This window comes from Mycolicibacterium celeriflavum, assembly GCF_010731795.1.
GTDB lineage: Bacteria > Actinomycetota > Actinomycetes > Mycobacteriales > Mycobacteriaceae > Mycobacterium > Mycobacterium celeriflavum.
Window position 1 is genome coordinate 1223611 of the sequence record NZ_AP022591.1, and the last position, 14898, is coordinate 1238508.

The 14898-nt window shown below is 68.2% G+C and carries 15 protein-coding genes; 1 reads left to right on the forward strand and 14 read right to left on the reverse strand.

The features are described 5' to 3' along the window. Positions 1–2 precede the first annotated feature (2 nt). From carA to pyrR, 5 genes are read right to left on the reverse strand one after another with little or no spacing between them, the layout of a single operon-like run. Positions 3–1133, reverse strand: coding sequence for a glutamine-hydrolyzing carbamoyl-phosphate synthase small subunit (gene carA / locus G6N18_RS05815; protein WP_109749425.1), 1131 nt, complete (start codon positions 1131–1133; stop codon positions 3–5). Further along, the gene (locus G6N18_RS05820; RefSeq protein WP_083001653.1) at positions 1130–1633 is read right to left on the reverse strand and encodes a PH-like domain-containing protein; all 504 of its coding nucleotides are present in this window, start codon (positions 1631–1633) and stop codon (positions 1130–1132) included. The genes carA and G6N18_RS05820 overlap by 4 nt, the downstream gene beginning before the upstream one ends. After that, complete coding sequence (locus G6N18_RS05825) at positions 1630–2925, reverse strand: dihydroorotase (protein WP_083001530.1); 1296 nt, start codon at positions 2923–2925, stop codon at positions 1630–1632. Before G6N18_RS05825 ends, G6N18_RS05820 begins: the two co-directional genes overlap by 4 nt. Beyond that, complete coding sequence (locus tag G6N18_RS05830) at positions 2922–3872, reverse strand: aspartate carbamoyltransferase catalytic subunit (RefSeq protein WP_083001528.1); 951 nt, start codon at positions 3870–3872, stop codon at positions 2922–2924. Before G6N18_RS05830 ends, G6N18_RS05825 begins: the two co-directional genes overlap by 4 nt. Continuing rightward, a complete protein-coding gene (gene pyrR, locus G6N18_RS05835) occupies positions 3869–4453 on the reverse strand; it encodes a bifunctional pyr operon transcriptional regulator/uracil phosphoribosyltransferase PyrR (protein WP_083001526.1) in 585 nt (194 codons plus the stop codon). Before pyrR ends, G6N18_RS05830 begins: the two co-directional genes overlap by 4 nt. 145 nt (positions 4454–4598) lie before the next feature. Here pyrR and G6N18_RS05840 point away from each other — a divergent pair, with 145 nt between their 5' ends. After that, entirely contained in the window at positions 4599–5801 is a 1203-nt protein-coding gene (locus G6N18_RS05840; protein WP_083001525.1) for a serine hydrolase domain-containing protein, read from the forward strand. Here G6N18_RS05840 and G6N18_RS05845 read toward each other — a convergent pair. The 9 genes from G6N18_RS05845 to G6N18_RS05885 all read right to left on the reverse strand — a co-directional run bounded on the left by G6N18_RS05845 (position 5798) and on the right by G6N18_RS05885 (position 14871). Beyond that, positions 5798–8473 carry a fumarate reductase/succinate dehydrogenase flavoprotein subunit gene (locus G6N18_RS05845; protein WP_179962370.1) on the reverse strand — a complete coding sequence of 892 codons (2676 nt, stop codon included), beginning with the start codon at positions 8471–8473 and terminating at the stop codon, positions 5798–5800. The genes G6N18_RS05840 and G6N18_RS05845 overlap by 4 nt on opposite strands. Then, positions 8470–9228 carry an ABC transporter ATP-binding protein gene (locus tag G6N18_RS05850; protein WP_083001523.1) on the reverse strand — a complete coding sequence of 253 codons (759 nt, stop codon included), beginning with the start codon at positions 9226–9228 and terminating at the stop codon, positions 8470–8472. The genes G6N18_RS05845 and G6N18_RS05850 overlap by 4 nt, the downstream gene beginning before the upstream one ends. Further along, the gene (locus tag G6N18_RS05855; protein ID WP_083001521.1) at positions 9225–10076 is read right to left on the reverse strand and encodes an ABC transporter permease; all 852 of its coding nucleotides are present in this window, start codon (positions 10074–10076) and stop codon (positions 9225–9227) included. Before G6N18_RS05855 ends, G6N18_RS05850 begins: the two co-directional genes overlap by 4 nt. Further along, complete coding sequence (locus G6N18_RS05860) at positions 10073–11503, reverse strand: ABC transporter substrate-binding protein (protein WP_083001519.1); 1431 nt, start codon at positions 11501–11503, stop codon at positions 10073–10075. Before G6N18_RS05860 ends, G6N18_RS05855 begins: the two co-directional genes overlap by 4 nt. 11 nt (positions 11504–11514) lie before the next feature. After that, positions 11515–11742, reverse strand: coding sequence for a 4Fe-4S dicluster domain-containing protein (locus tag G6N18_RS05865; RefSeq protein WP_067216303.1), 228 nt, complete (start codon positions 11740–11742; stop codon positions 11515–11517). Next, on the reverse strand, positions 11739–12482 hold the full coding sequence (locus tag G6N18_RS05870; protein ID WP_083001517.1) for a GntR family transcriptional regulator: 744 nt from the start codon (positions 12480–12482) through the stop codon (positions 11739–11741). The genes G6N18_RS05865 and G6N18_RS05870 overlap by 4 nt, the downstream gene beginning before the upstream one ends. A 199-nt stretch (positions 12483–12681) precedes the next feature. Further along, complete coding sequence (gene nusB / locus G6N18_RS05875; RefSeq protein WP_083001516.1) at positions 12682–13194, reverse strand: transcription antitermination factor NusB; 513 nt, start codon at positions 13192–13194, stop codon at positions 12682–12684. Further along, positions 13187–13750, reverse strand: a complete 564-nt coding sequence (gene efp / locus G6N18_RS05880) for an elongation factor P (RefSeq protein ID WP_067216314.1) — start codon at positions 13748–13750, stop codon at positions 13187–13189. The genes nusB and efp overlap by 8 nt, the downstream gene beginning before the upstream one ends. A gap of 17 nt (positions 13751–13767) precedes the next feature. After that, on the reverse strand, positions 13768–14871 hold the full coding sequence (locus G6N18_RS05885) for a M24 family metallopeptidase (RefSeq protein ID WP_083001514.1): 1104 nt from the start codon (positions 14869–14871) through the stop codon (positions 13768–13770). Positions 14872–14898: the final 27 nt, after the last annotated feature.

The window sequence follows — 14898 nt, forward strand, 5'->3', positions numbered from 1 at the left end:
ATCTACCGTTCCTCTCCGGCCATCAGGTCGACGAACTGGTCGAACAGGTAGTTCGCGTCGTGCGGGCCGGCCGCCGCCTCGGGGTGGTACTGCACCGAGAAGGCGCGTCCGTTCGCGAGCTTGATCCCCTCGACCACACCGTCGTTGGCGCAGGTATGGCTGACGACGGCCTCACCGAACGGCGTGTCGAAGCGCTCCCCCGCTTCGCCCTCCAACGCGAACCCGTGGTTCTGCGCGGTGATCGCGACGGCGCCGGTCTGATGATCGATCACCGGCACGTTGATTCCGCGGTGGCCGAACACCATCTTATAGGTCGAGCGCCCGAGCGCACGGCCGAGAATCTGGTTGCCGAAACAGATGCCGAACAACGGAATTCCGGCGCCGAGCACTTCCTGCGTGACGGCCACGATGTGGTCGGCGGTCGCGGGGTCGCCGGGTCCGTTGGACAGGAACACCCCGTCGGGTTTCAGGTCGGCAATCTGCTCGTACGTCGCGGACGCGGGCAGCACGTGGCTGCGGATGCCGCGCAGCGCGAAATTGCGCGGCGTGTTCGTCTTGATTCCGAGGTCGATCGCGGCCACGGTGAACCGTTGCGGCCCTTCGGGTTCCACGACGTAGGTGGCGTCGGTGCTGACCTCGCCGGCCAGGTTCGCGCCTAGCATCGCCGGCTGTTCACGCACCCGGTCCAACAGTTCGTCCGCGTCGGCCAGCGCCGGACCGGAGAACACGCCCGCCTTCATCGAGCCCCGACTGCGCAAGTGGCGCACCACCGCCCGGGTGTCGATACCGGCGATCCCGACGATGCCCTGGCGTTCGAGTTCCCCTTCCAGCGTGCCGGTGGCCCGCCAGTTCGACGCGCGCGGCGACGGGTCGCGCACCGCGTAGCCGGCCACCCAGATCTTGTCGCCGCGGCTCTCGGCATCCTCGTGATTCCAGCCGGTGTTGCCGATCTGCGGTGCGGTCGCGATCACGATCTGCCCGTGGTAGCTCGGGTCGGTGAGCGTCTCCTGGTAACCGGACATTCCGGTGGAGAACACCGCCTCGCCGAGCGTCTGCCCGACCGCGCCGAACGTCGTGCCGGTGAATACCCGGCCGTCCTCCAGCACCAGCAGCGCCCTGTCGGTTCCCCTCACGCTGGCTCCTTCTCCACCCAGTTCGCGTACTCCCCACGGTCATTGGCGCGGAACCCCGTGTCGATCTCGGTGCCCGACGGTAACCGCCAGCGGATCGCGAGGATGCCCTCGTGGGTCATCGCCTTCCCGGCGAGGCCTCGCTCGGTGCGGATCGCGGTGATCGACGCATCGGGGATCCAGATCGGCACTGCGCCGCTGCGCTGCAACATGATTCCTTCGGGATAGCGGGTCAACACGGCCTTTGCCCGAAAGCCCAGATCCCCGACCACGATGCGGTCGTTCCAATGCGGCGCCAGCGTGCTGCCGACATACAGGCCCTTGGTGGGGGGCACGATCGCCGGCCCGACGGTGTCCGGCAGGGCGGGCAACGTGCCGACGAGCTCGGCCTGGCGTTCGGCGCGGCGGCGCCATCCGCGCACCATCGCCTGAATCAGCACGGCGATGAGAACCACCAGAATCACCGCCATGATCAGCGACCCGACCAGGGTGCCCGTATTCATGCCGTGCACTTCCCGTCGCGCGCAGTCACCTTGCCGCGCAACATCGTCAAGGTGACTGTCGCGGGCAGCTCGCGCGCCTCGAACGGCGTGTTGGCCGAGCGACTGGCCAGCGCGGAACCCTCGACCGTCCAGGTCGCATCCGGATCGACGACGGTCAGGTTGGCCGGCTCACCGATCTCCAGCGGCCTGCCCTGATCGGGCAGACCGACGATCTCGGCGGGCTTCTCACTCATCACCCGCGCGACGTCCCGCCACGTCAGCAACCCCGGCCGCACCATCGTCTGTGCCACCACCGACAGGGCGGTCTGCAACCCGAGCATGCCGGGGCGGGCGACGGAGAACTCGCAGCACTTCTCGTGTTCGGCATGCGGGGCGTGATCGGTGGCCACACAGTCGATGATCCCGTCCGCCAGCGCCTGCCGCAGCGCCAGGGCGTCGGAGGTTTCGCGCAGCGGCGGATTGACCCGGTAGCGCCCGTCGTAGGAGGCCAGGCGTTCGTCGTCGAGGAGTAGGTGGTGCGGGGTCACCTCCGCGGAGATCGAAATTCCCTGTGCCTTGGCCCACCGCACGATCTCGACGGTGCCCGCGGTGGAGGCGTGGCAGATGTGCACCCGCGCGCCGGCGTCGCGTGCCAGCAGCGCGTCCCGCGCGACGATCGACTCTTCGGCGGCGCGCGGCCACCCGGCCAGGCCGAGCCGTGCCGCGTTGGGGCCTTCGTGGGCCACCGCGCCGACCGTGAGCCGCGGCTCCTCGGCGTGCTGTGCGACCAACACGCCGAGTCCGGTGGCGTACTCGAGCGCCCGGCGCATGATCAGCGGGTCGTGCACGCAGATGCCGTCATCGGAGAACATCCGCACCTGTGCGGCTCCGGCGGACATCATGCCCATCTCGGTGAGTTGGGTGCCTGCCAGGCCGACGGTGACGGCGCCGACGGGATGCACGTCGACCAGGCCGACCTGCTGACCGCGCTGCCAGACGTGGTCGGTGACGACCGGGCTGTCGGCGACCGGATTCGTGTTGGCCATCGCGAACACCGCCGTGTATCCGCCCAGAGCCGCTGCGGCCGAACCTGTTTCGATGTCCTCGGCGTATTCCCGCCCGGGCTCGCGCAGGTGGGTGTGCAGGTCGACGAAGCCCGGGAGCATGATCTGCCCGGTGGCGTCGACGACATCGGCATCGTCGGGGATCGCAAGCCCCACACCGACGTCGGCGATCTGCCCGTCGGACACCAGTACGTCGACCCGGTCACCTTCGCCGTAGAGCCGAACTCCCCTTATCAGCACGCTGCTCATGCGCTGATCGCCTCCTCCTCGGCACCCACGAGCAAGTGGAACAGCACCGCCATCCGGATGTGCACGCCGTTGGAAACCTGTTGCAGCACCGCCGATTGCGATGAGTCGGCGACGGAGAACGCGATCTCCATACCGCGGACCATCGGGCCCGGGTGCAACACCACCGAGGCGGCGGGGAGCAACGCCTGCCGCTTCTCGGAGAGCCCGTAGAGCACCGAGTACTCCCGGGCCGACGGGAAGAAGCCGCCATTCATTCGCTCGGCCTGCACCCGCAGCATCAGTACCGCGTCGGCTATCGGCAGTTCGGCGTCGAGGTCGTGCGACACCGTGACCGGCCAGCCGTCGACCCCGACGGGCAGCAGTGTGGGCGGTGCGACGAGGACCACCTCGGCGCCGAGGGTGTGCAGCAGCAGCACGTTCGAGCGTGCCACCCTGCTGTGCAGGACGTCGCCGACGATCACCACCCGCTTGCCCTCGATGTCGCCGAGCCGCTGGCGGATGGTGAGCGCGTCGAGCAGCGCCTGGGTGGGGTGCTCGTGGGTGCCGTCACCGGCGTTGATGACCGCCGGGCCGTGCCCGTCCTCAGTGGCCGTCCACTCGGCGAGTTGCTGCGGTGCTCCCGAGGCGGGATGCCGCAGGATCAGCGCGTCGGCACCGGCTGCGCGCAGGGTCAGCGCGGTGTCGCGCAGCGACTCCCCCTTGGACACCGACGATCCCGACGCGCTGACGTTGATCACGTCCGCGCTCATCCACTTGCCTGCGACCTCGAACGAAACCCGGGTGCGGGTGGAGTTTTCGTAGAACATCGTGATGATGGTGCGCCCGCGCAGGGTCGGCAGTTTCTTGACTTCGCGGCCGAGCAGCGCCTGGCTGAAGCGGTCGGCGTTGTCGAGGATGGCCAACGCGTCGTCGCGCGACAAATCGGCGGCCGAGAGCAGATGTTTCACCGGATCGGACCTCCGTGAGGCGCGAGAGAGATGCCGTCAGCTCCATCTATTTCGGCGAGCCGGACCTTGACGTTCTCAGTGCGGGACGTGGGCACGTTCTTGCCCACGTAGTCGGCGCGCAGCGGCAGCTCCCGGTGGCCGCGGTCGACCAGCACGGCCAGCTGCACGGCCTTCGGCCTGCCGATGTCGCGCAGCGCATCCAGCGCCGAGCGAACCGAGCGGCCGGTGTAGAGCACGTCGTCGACGAGGATCACCAGGGCCTGGTCGATACCGCCCTCCGGAATCGAGGTCTCCTCCAGCGCGCGGGGTGGCTTGAAGTCGAGATCGTCGCGGTAGAGCGTGTTGTCCAGTGCACCGTGCGCGACGGCAATACCGGAGAACTCTTTGATCTTCCCGGCGAGCCGAGTGGCCAGGGTGACGCCCCGGGTCGGGATGCCGAGCAGGATCACGCGGGGTGCATCGGGACCGTCGAGTGCGGTCTTTTCGATGATTTGATGGGCGATACGGGAAATGGTCCGGCCGAGGTCCGCTGCGGACATCAGCTCCCGGTCGGTGCCTGAGGACTCTGAATGCGCGCCCAAGCGACTCTGACCTCCTTCTCCGCCTCTCTGGACGGCTCTTTAAAGGACGTCGAAACTGCGGCGAGCTTAGCACCCGGGTCGCGCGTGTCTGAACGACGCCACGACCGCGCTGAATCCGCCCGCCCGCTCAGTAGGCTTGGCCGCGATGAAACTAGACGGCAACCAAGCGTCCATCCGCGAGGCGATCGACGCCGGACTCCTCGCCGGCGCACTGACCCTGGTGTGGCACGCCGGCGAGGTCCTCCAAGTCAACGAGTTGGGTCATCGCGACGTCGACGCCGGGCTGCCGATGCAACGCGACACGATCTTCCGCATCGCCTCGATGACCAAACCGGTCACCGTCGCGGCCGCGATGAGCCTTGTCGACGAGGGCAAACTGGCGCTCACCGACCCCGTCGCGCGGTGGCTGCCCGAACTCGGCGATATGCGGGTGCTGCTCGACCCGCGCGGTGATCTCGACAAGACCACGCCGGCCCGCAGGCCCATCACGATCGACGATCTCATGACGCACCGCAGCGGCCTGGCCTACGCGTTCTCGGTGCTCGGCCCGTTGAGCCGGGCGTACGGCAGGATGTCGTTCCGCCAGGATCAGGACCGCTGGCTGGGCGAACTGGCACAGCTTCCGCTGGTGCACCAGCCCGGTGAACGGCTCACCTACAGCCACGCCACCGACGTGCTGGGGATCGCGTTGTCGCGGATCGAGGGCAAACCGCTGGCCGACGTTCTGCGCGACCGGATCTTCGAGCCGCTGCAGATGACCGACACCGGATTCTCGGTGGGCACGGAGGGACGGCGCCGCGCCGCGACGATGTACAAGCTCGACCACAACAACGCGCTGCAGCACGACGTGATGGGGCCCGCCCACATCACCGATCCGCCGTTCTGCACGGGCGGCGCCGGCCTGTGGTCGACGGTCGACGACTACCTGCGCTTCGCGCGGATGCTGTTGGCCGGCGGCGCGCTGGACGGCGTCCGCGTGCTGTCGGAGGAGTCGGTTCGGTTGATGCGCACCGACCGGCTCACCGAGGAACAGAAGCACCAGAACTTCCTCGGGGCGCCGTTCTGGGTGGGCCGCGGCTTCGGGTTGAACCTGTCGGTGGTCACCGATCCCGCGAAATCACGCCAGCTGTTCGGGCCGGGTGGGCTGGGCACCTTCAGCTGGCCCGGCGCCTACGGCACCTGGTGGCAGGCCGACCCCTCGGCGGACCTGATCCTGATCTATCTGATCCAGAACCTTCCCGATCTCAACTTCGACGCCGCCGCGATCGCGGGCAACACCTCACTCGCGAAACTTCAAAGCGCACAGCCGAAGTTCGTCCGCCGCACCTACCAGGCACTCGACATCTAGGTCAACGCTTGGCGCGCATACGCGCGAACGTCAGCATCGCCGTCTTCGAGCGCGACGCCCAGCGCCTCGCGCGCGCCGGGTTCGCAAGCAGCCCAACGGGACAGGCTGAGCACGGCGGCCTTGCGGACGTCGAGATGTCGATCGCTGAGCGTCTTGGCCAGGATCGGTACGGCGACCGTCGGCGCCGCACCCGACAGCGCGCGGGCGGCCCCCTCACGCACCTGCCATGCCGGCTCGGTCAGCGCCTGCTGCACACCGGGTACGACGTCGTCACCGCAGCCGACGGCCCCGAGCGCGGCCAGCGCGGCTGCGCGCACCAACGGATCACTGTCGCCGAGGAGGCGTCGCACCGCACCTGCGCCGGCCCCCAGAGTCGCCAGCCCGTTGGCCGCCGCGATCCGCACTTCGCGGTTCTCGTCACCCGCGGCCGCGGCGACACCGTCCTCGTCGTCCACCGAGACCAGCGCGCGGACCGCCTCGATACGGACCCGGTGATCGACGTCGGCCACCGCCAGCCGATACGCCGACCGGTCACCCGCCCGCCGGGCGGCCAGGACATGGACCACCACCGCGCGCACCACCGGATCGGCCGAATAGCACAGCGGCGCAACGGCTTCGGGATCGGGCAGCACCTCCACCAGTTCCCGGATGCCGTCGGCCGCGACGCGTCGCACCTCCGCTTCACCGTCACCGAGCGCATCGATCAGCGGCGGCTGATACCCATCGGGCAGATGCTCGACCAGCGTCGTGACTGCGGTGCGGCGCACCGCCGGGTCCGGATCGGCGAGGAACTCGGCCAGCTGCTCCACCGACGGCGACTCGAGCGCGAGCACGGCGGCGATGCGCGGGGACGGCGGCTGGACCGCCACCGGCTGTACTCGTGTCACCGCGGTCGCCGGCGGCCGCCCGGCGGCGACAAGCGGCTGCTCGACGCGTGTCACCTCGTCATCCGACGGTAGATGCTCGAGGTCGGTCACCGCGACGAAATACGGTGCGACGGGCCGCTTCAGGAACTCCATGGTGCCGTCGGCGGCCTTGCGCAGGTTGAGGTGATAACGCCACCCTTCGTCGTCTCGCTGCGGGATGTCGGCCCTCTCGTGGTAGAGACCCCATCGTGACTCGGTACGGGTCAGCGACGAGCGCGCAGCCATCTCGGCGCAGTCGCGGATGAACGAGACTTCCACCGCTCGCATCAACTCATGTGGGGTGGTGGCGCCCATGCCTTCGATCTCGGTGCGCATGCGCTCGAAGGTCTCGACCGCGATCGACAGCTTGGTCGCGGTCTTCGGCGGCGCCACATAGTCATTGACGAACCGGCGCAGCTTGTACTCGACCTGCGGTTGCGGCGGGCCATGCGGTTGGCGCAGCGGACGGTAGACCAGTTCGTGGGCCGCCTCGAGCTGGTCCTGCGGCAACGACTGCGGCGCGGCGATCTCTCCCAGCGTCGACGCCGCATGCTCACCGGCGAGGTCGCCGTAGACGAACGCCCCGATCATGTAATTGTGCGGCACACAGGCCAGGTCGCCGGCCGCGTAGAGCCCCGGGACCGTGGTACGGGCATGCTCGTCGACCCACACCCCCGACGCGGAATGGCCACTGCACAGCCCGATCTCAGAGATGTGCATCTCGACGTCGTGGGTGCGGTAGTCATGTCCGCGATTGGCGTGGAACGTACCTCGGGTCGGCCGCTCGGTGGTGTGCAGGATGCTTTCGAGCGCGTTCAGCGTCTCGTCGGGCAGATGCGACACCTTCAGGTAGATGGGTCCGCGCGCCGATTCGATCTCGCGTTTGACCTCGGCCATCATCTGTCCCGACCAGTAGTCCGAGTCGACGAACCGCTCCCCCAGGGCGTTGACCTGATAGCCGCCGAACGGGTTGGCCACATACGCGCATGCCGGTCCGTTGTAGTCCTTGATCAACGGATTCACCTGGAAGCATTCGATCCCCGACAGCTCCGCACCGGCGTGGTAGGCCATCGAGTAGCCGTCACCGGCGTTCGTCGGGTTCTCGTAGGTGCCGTACAGGTATCCCGAAGCCGGCAGGCCCAGCCGTCCGCACGGACCCGTCGCCAGGATCACGGCTTTGGCTGCGACAGCGACGAACTCGCCGGTGCGCGAGTTCAGCGCGGCCGCGCCGACGGCGCGTCCCGTCCGATCAGTGAGGACGCGCACCGGCATCAGCCGGTTCTCGATGCGGATCTTCTCTCGCATCGAGCGTTGGCGTAGCACCCGGTAGAGCGCCTTCTTGACGTCTTTGCCTTCGGGCATCGGCAGCACGTACGAGCCCGAGCGGTGCACTCGGCGCACGGCGTACTCACCGTGTTCGTCCTTCTCGAACTTCACTCCGTAGCGCTCGAGACGTTGCACCATCGCGAATCCGCGGGTGGCGGTCTGATAGATGGTGCGCTGGTTGACGATTCCGTCGTTGGCGCGGGTGATCTCGGCGACGTAGTCCTCCGGCGTGGCCTTACCGGGGATCACGGCGTTGTTCACTCCGTCCATTCCCATCGCCAACGCTCCGGAGTGCCGGACGTGTGCCTTCTCCAGGAGGAGTACCTGCGCGCCGTGTTCGGCCGCGGTCAGCGCGGCCATCGTGCCCGCGGTACCGCCGCCGATCACCAGCACATCACAGTCGAGCCGGGCGGTATCCGCGAGATCAGGTATTTGCATCATGAATGGCGCAGGGCAGCAAGGATTTCGGCGCGGGCCTCGTGACGCGCGACGTCGTGGGCACGGGGCTCGGGGACCTCGACGAGCGCGCGCAGTGGCTGACCGACCCGGCCCAGGACCGCGACCCGGTCGCCGAGAATCAGTGCCTCGTCGACATCGTGGGTGACGAACACGACGGTGGTCGGGTGCGCCTGCCACGTCTGGATGAGCAACCGCTGCATCGCTGTCCGGGTCTGCGTGTCGAGAGCGGCGAAGGGTTCGTCCATCATCACCGCGCGCGGAGCGCCGGCCAGCCCACGCGCCAGCTGCACGCGCTGACGCATCCCGCCCGACAGGCTCTTGGGCAGGTAGTCGCCGTAGCCGGTGAGTCCCACTTCGTCGATCCAGCGCAGCGCGCGTTCGCGACGGCCTGCGCGCGGTGCGCCACGCAGTTGCAGCGCCAGCTCGATGTTGGAACGCACTGTGCGCCAGGGCAGCAGCGCGCTGTCCTGGAATACCATGCCGCGGTCGCGCGAGGTGGTGCAGACCGGCTCACCGTCGGCGAGCACCCGGCCCGAGTCTGGGAGCAGCAACCCCGTCAAGGCTCGCAACACCGTCGATTTGCCGCAGCCGGACGGTCCGGTGAGCACCAGGATCTCTTCGGGTTGCACGGTCAGGGTCAACCCGTCGACGACCGGCGCATCGGTGTAGGACAACCGCACGTCGTCGAGTTCGAGCCGCATTCCCCGCAACGCCGCAGGGGCCGGTGATGTGGTCATCGGTTGTTCTCCTCAGCGCGGGGCAGCCAATGGGTGGCGCGTCTGCCGATCAGTTCCACCGCGGCGGCGGTGGTGAATCCCAGGATCCCGATCGTGATGATGCCGACGAGGACGTCGGAATAATTGAGCACCGTATAGGCCTGCCAGGTGCGGTAACCGACACCGAGGCGACCCGAGATCATCTCCGCGGAGATCACGCAGATCCAGGCCACTCCCATGCCCACCGACAATCCGCCGAACAGGCCGGGCAGGATGCCCGGCAGCACCACGCGCCGCAGCACGTCCCATCCCCCGCCGCCCAGCGTGCGCACCGAGTCCTCCCAGATGGTCGGCAGCGCCCGTACCGCGTGCCGAGTGCTGACCATGATCGGGAAGTAGGCCGCCAGGAACGTGATGAACACGATTCCCGCCTCGTCGGTGGGGAACAACAGGATCGCGACAGGCACCATCGCGATCGCCGGGATCGGTCGCGCGAGTTCGGTGAGCGGTCCGAAGACATCGGCGAAGGCCGCCGAGCGCCCGAGCATGATGCCGGTGATCACGCCGACGACCGCCGCCAATCCGAAGCCGGTCAGGATGCGTATCAGCGACTGACCCAGATCCAGCCAGTACTCCGGGGTGCCGAGGCGATTCGCCAGCGCAACAGCGACTTCGGTGACCGTCGGCAGCGTGTCGAAACGCAACCACAACCGGACGTCGTTGGCCGTCAGCACCTGCCACAGCCCCACTGCGGCGACCACGGAGGCCAATCGTAGGAGCCGGCGCCGCCACAGCGCCGCTTGCGGACGGCGGACCGGCGCGGTTTCCACGTGCACCGGCGACTCGAGCACCTCGACGACTGCGGTCATGCCGCACCCGCCAGCGCCTGCTCGTAGTCGACTGCGGCGCTACCGGGGTGGGCTGCGATGAACCGTTGGGCACCACCGGGAGTGGCGAACGGCAAATAGGTTTGACCGTCCTTCACCCAGATCGCCTTGTCGGCGAACCACCGCGTGCCGAATTCGGTGTCTGGCACATACGCGGCCCGGACCACCGCGCCCCGTGCCTTGGCCTCCCGAACGGCCTTGAGAAGGCAGGCCGGTGAGGCCGCCGGCTGGGTTGCCTCGGCGCCGTCGAGCCACAGTTCGCCGGCTTTCGCCGGGTCCGCGACTTCGATGTGGCACACCGGATCGGTGCCCTCGATGAGCGACGGGTTCGCCGTCGCCGCCAGCGCCCTGTCGTAGTCCAGGCCACGCGCATCGAACGCCGCGCGCAGCGGGGCGTCGTGCACGAAGCCTGCCACGTCCAGGTCGGCGAAGTCGCCGATCGACTCCAGGTACGGCACATCGCCTTTCAACGCCTCGACCAGCGACGGCTTCAGCGTCGTGTCGAACGATGTGCCGCCGGGGCCGTTGTAGAGATACACCACTTCCTGCGGGAGACCGCTGTCCTCGGCGACGATGCGCGCCGCTTCCAGTGGCTTGTCGTTGAGGAAGTCGGTGGCGTCCAGCTGCGCCTGCAGGAACGCGTCGAGGACTTCGGGATGGTCGGCCGCATACGCGCGGCGTACCACCACCCCGTGCAGGGTCGGGTAGTTCCCCTCGGCGCCGTCGTAGAGCAGCTTGGCCTTGTCCTGGTAGACCAGCAGGCCCGGCCAGGCGACGAACTGCGACAGTGCCTGGACCTGCCCGGATTCCAATGCCGACGCACCGATCTGCGGCTGCTGGTTGAGGACTTCCACGCCGGTCTTCGGATCGACACCCGCGTTGGACAGTGCCCGCACCAGGGTGCCGTGCCCCGCCGAGCCGACACTGGCCGACACCTTCTGGCCCTTCAGGTCGGTGAGCGTCTGCACGGGCGAGTTCGGCGTCACCACAACCATGTTCAACGCGCCGCGCGGATGGTAGCCGGTGACCGAGACGATCTGGGTGCGGGCCCGCTCGTTGGCCTGCGTGCTGGATCCGTTGATCAGCATCGGATAGTCACCCATCGAGCCGATGTCGATCTTCTCGGCGACCATCTGCGCCGTGATCGGCGCCCCCGTGTCGTAGTCCTGCCAGTTCACCTTGTATTCGGTACCGGTGCGGTCGGTGACGCCGGAAAGTCGCCGTTCCAGAAAACCTTTGGCACGCAGCAGTGTGCCCGCGGTGACGGTGTTGATGGTCTTGGACTGGTAGCCGATGACGACGTCGACGACGTCACCGGAGGAGTTCGTGGCGGTGTCGAGCGTGCAGCCGGCGGTCGCAACGGATATTCCGGCGGCCAGCACGACCAGCCGGATCAGCGGTCGGGTCATGGTGCGGGTCCTCATCGGATCAGGTAGGGCATGTTGACGGTGACGGCGCCGGTGGGACAGCGCGCTGCGCAGGGTCCGCAATACCAGCACTCGTCGACATGCATGAAGGCCTTGCCGTTGTCGGGGTTGATCGCCAGCGAGTCGAGCGGGCAGATGTCGACGCACAGCGTGCAGCCCTCGATGCACAGCGACTCGTCGATCGTCACCGGCACATCGGCACGTTGGTTGACCAGTGTCACGGGATGCTCCTCAGCAGGTTGCCGCGCATGGTGATTCGGTCACCACGCATGCGGATGTATTCGAGGTCGACGGGCCTGCCGTCATCGAGTCTGGTGAGCCGCTCGAGCATCAGCAGCGCAGCCCCGGCGGGAATCTGCAGCGTCGCAGCCGAATGCGCGTCCGCCGCAACGGCTTCGAGCGCTAGCGAGGCGGTGCCCAGCCGCTGGCCGCTGACCTGCTCGATGAGCGCGAACACGTCGTTGGTCTCCAGCGGGTGGGCCAGCACCGCGGCCGCGACGTCCGCCACCAGATAGGTCAGGTCAAGGGAGAGCGGCAGGTCCCCCAGATAGCGCAGCCGCTCCACGAAGACGACCTGCGCTCCGGGATCCAGGCACAGCTTGCGGGCCACCGCGGGCGGTGCGGCCAAGTGCTGTACCGCCCTGACCTCATTGCGGACTTCACCGTATTCCTTGAAGGTCTCCTGCAAACCGACCAGTGCGTCGAGCCCGTGGTCGTACTTGCGCACCGCAACGTGCGTGCCGGTTCTGGGTCCGCGCTCGATGAGTCCCTCGTCCTTCAACACCGAGAGCGCTTCACGAATGGTGTTGCGCGAGACGAAGAACTCCGCGGCCAGCTCCTGCTCGCCGGGTAGAGCGCTGTCGAAGGCGCCCGCATGGATCTGGTGGCGCAGCACATCGGCGACCTGACGGGCACGGTCGGCGCGCGGTCTGCGCAGAGGCGTCGGCTCGGGCTGCGACATGCGGCTACGGTAAGGGCGTGGCGGGCCCAGCCGGGCGGCGCTGGGCGCCGGCGACCCGGACGATCCGCGCTTTGCGCCGCTTGGATCACCGGCTCACCAGGCGAAAGACCGGAACGCGAGCGGCATTGCGCCACTTGCCTACCCGCGATCGATTAACAATCGCGGTGAGCTAAAGAAACCGCGCGTCCTGCGGAGTCGCCTAACCCACGCTTTCGTCGCCGGTTCCGCGCACCGCCTGCGCGGCGGCCCGGATCTGCGGCGTCACGAGCATCACCTGGCCCAGTACACCGTTGACGAAACCCGGTGAGTCGTCGGTCGACAACTGTTTGGCGAGTTCGACCGCCTCGTCGACGGCCACCGGCTCGGGTACATCGTCGGCGTGCAGCAGCTCCCACACCGCGACCCGCAGGATCGCGCGATCGACGGCGGGTAACCGCTCCAGTGTCCACCCCTGGAGGTGCGCGGCGATCAGATCGTCGATGTGCGCGGAATGCTCAGTCACGCCCCGAGCGACCGTCACGGTGTACGGGTTCAGCGGCGCTACGTCGGACTCGTTCTCCGCCATTGCATTGCGCGCCTCTGCCACCTCCGCCGAGGTGAGCCCGCGTGCCTCGGCCTCGAAGAGCAGGTCGACGGCGCGTTTGCGGGCCTGATGGCGGCCACGGTCGGCGGGCCGACCAATCCGGCCGGAGTCACCCTTGCGGTCAGGCATTCACCCGGCCCAGATAGCTGCCGTCGCGCGAGTCGACCTTGAGCTTGTCGCCGGTGTTGATGAACAGCGGCACCTGGATCTCGGCGCCGGTCTGCACCGTGGCGGGCTTGGTGCCGGCACTGGAGCGGTCGCCCTGCAGCCCCGGCTCGGTGTGCGTCACCTCGAGTTCGACGGTGACCGGCAACTCGAGGTACAGCGGCGAGCCGTCGTGAAAGGCGATCTGCACCGGCATGCTCTCGAGCAGGAAGTCGGCGGCACGGCCGACCAGCGATTCGGGCAGCGGATGCTGCTCGTAATCCTCGGAGTCCATGAACACGAAGTCGGAGCCGTCGCGGTAGAGATAGGTCGCGTCACGTCGGTCGACCGTCGCGGTTTCCACCTTCACCCCGGCGTTGTAGGTCTTGTCGACGGTCTTGCCGGAGACGACATTCTTGAGCTTGGTGCGCACGAAGGCCGGCCCCTTGCCGGGTTTGACGTGCTGGAATTCGATGATCTGCCAGAGTTGGCCGTCGATCACCAGGACGAGCCCATTCTTGAAGTCGGCGGTCGTTGCCACAGTCGGTTGTTCTCCTGTCAGAGGATGGCCAGTTCCTTCGGGAACCGGGTAAGCAAGTCGGAGGTGTCGTCTTCAGAGCCCGCCACGACGAGCGTGTCCTCGATGCGGACGCCGCCACGGTCGGGCAGATAGACACCGGGTTCCACGGTCACCGCGGAGCCAGCAAGCAGTGTACCGGCGGCCGCGGCGTTGATCCCCGGCGCTTCGTGGATCTGCAGACCAACGCCGTGACCGAGCCCGTGTCCGAAGTTGTCGGCATAGCCGGCCTCGGCGATCACGCGACGCGACGCCGCGTCGACCTCCTTGAGCGACACCCCGGGCGCGAGCGCCTCCCGACCCGCGTGTTGCGCGGTGGCGACCAGCTCGTAGAGGTCGCGCTGCCACTGCGCGGCCGGCGCGAGCACGAAAGTTCGAGTCATATCCGAGTGGTAGCCGCTGACCAGCGCGCCGAAGTCGATCTTCACGAAGTCGCCGGCGTCCAGCACCGCGTCGGTGGGCCGGTGATGCGGAATCGCCGAGTTGGGCCCGGCCGCCACGATCGTCTCGAACGACGTGCCGTCGGCGCCGTGCTCGAGCATCAGCGACTCGAGCTCGCGGCCGACCTCCTTCTCCGTCCGGCCCGCCCGCAGCCCGCCGCCGTCGACGAGGTCCCGCAGTGCCGCATCGGCGGCCTCGCACGCCAGCCGCAGCAGCGCGACCTCGCCCGCGTCCTTGACTTCGCGAAGCGCCTCGACCGTTCCAGCGGCCCGGACCAACTCGGTCTGCTCTCCGGCGGCAGCGGTCAACGCGGAGAACGCATCGACGGTCACCACGTGGCTCTCGAAGCCGAGCCGACGCACCCCGTCGGCGGCCGCGCGACGCGCCAGGTGCGGTCCGCAGGCCCGCTCGATGACGATCTCGGCGTCGGGTGCCTGCTGCGCCGCCTGGGTGCGGTAGCGTCCGTCGGTGGCCAGCACCGGCGTTTCCGCGTCTTTCCCGTCCGCCCGGATGAGCAGGGCGGCGTTGGAGCCGGTGAATCCGCACAGATATCGCACGTTGACCAGGTCCGAAACCAGCATCGCGTCGATCCCGGCGTTGGCGAGGCGCTCGCGCAACCGGTCCCGACGCTGTGAAATAGTCACGGTCGATGACGCTACTCGCTAAGGTGA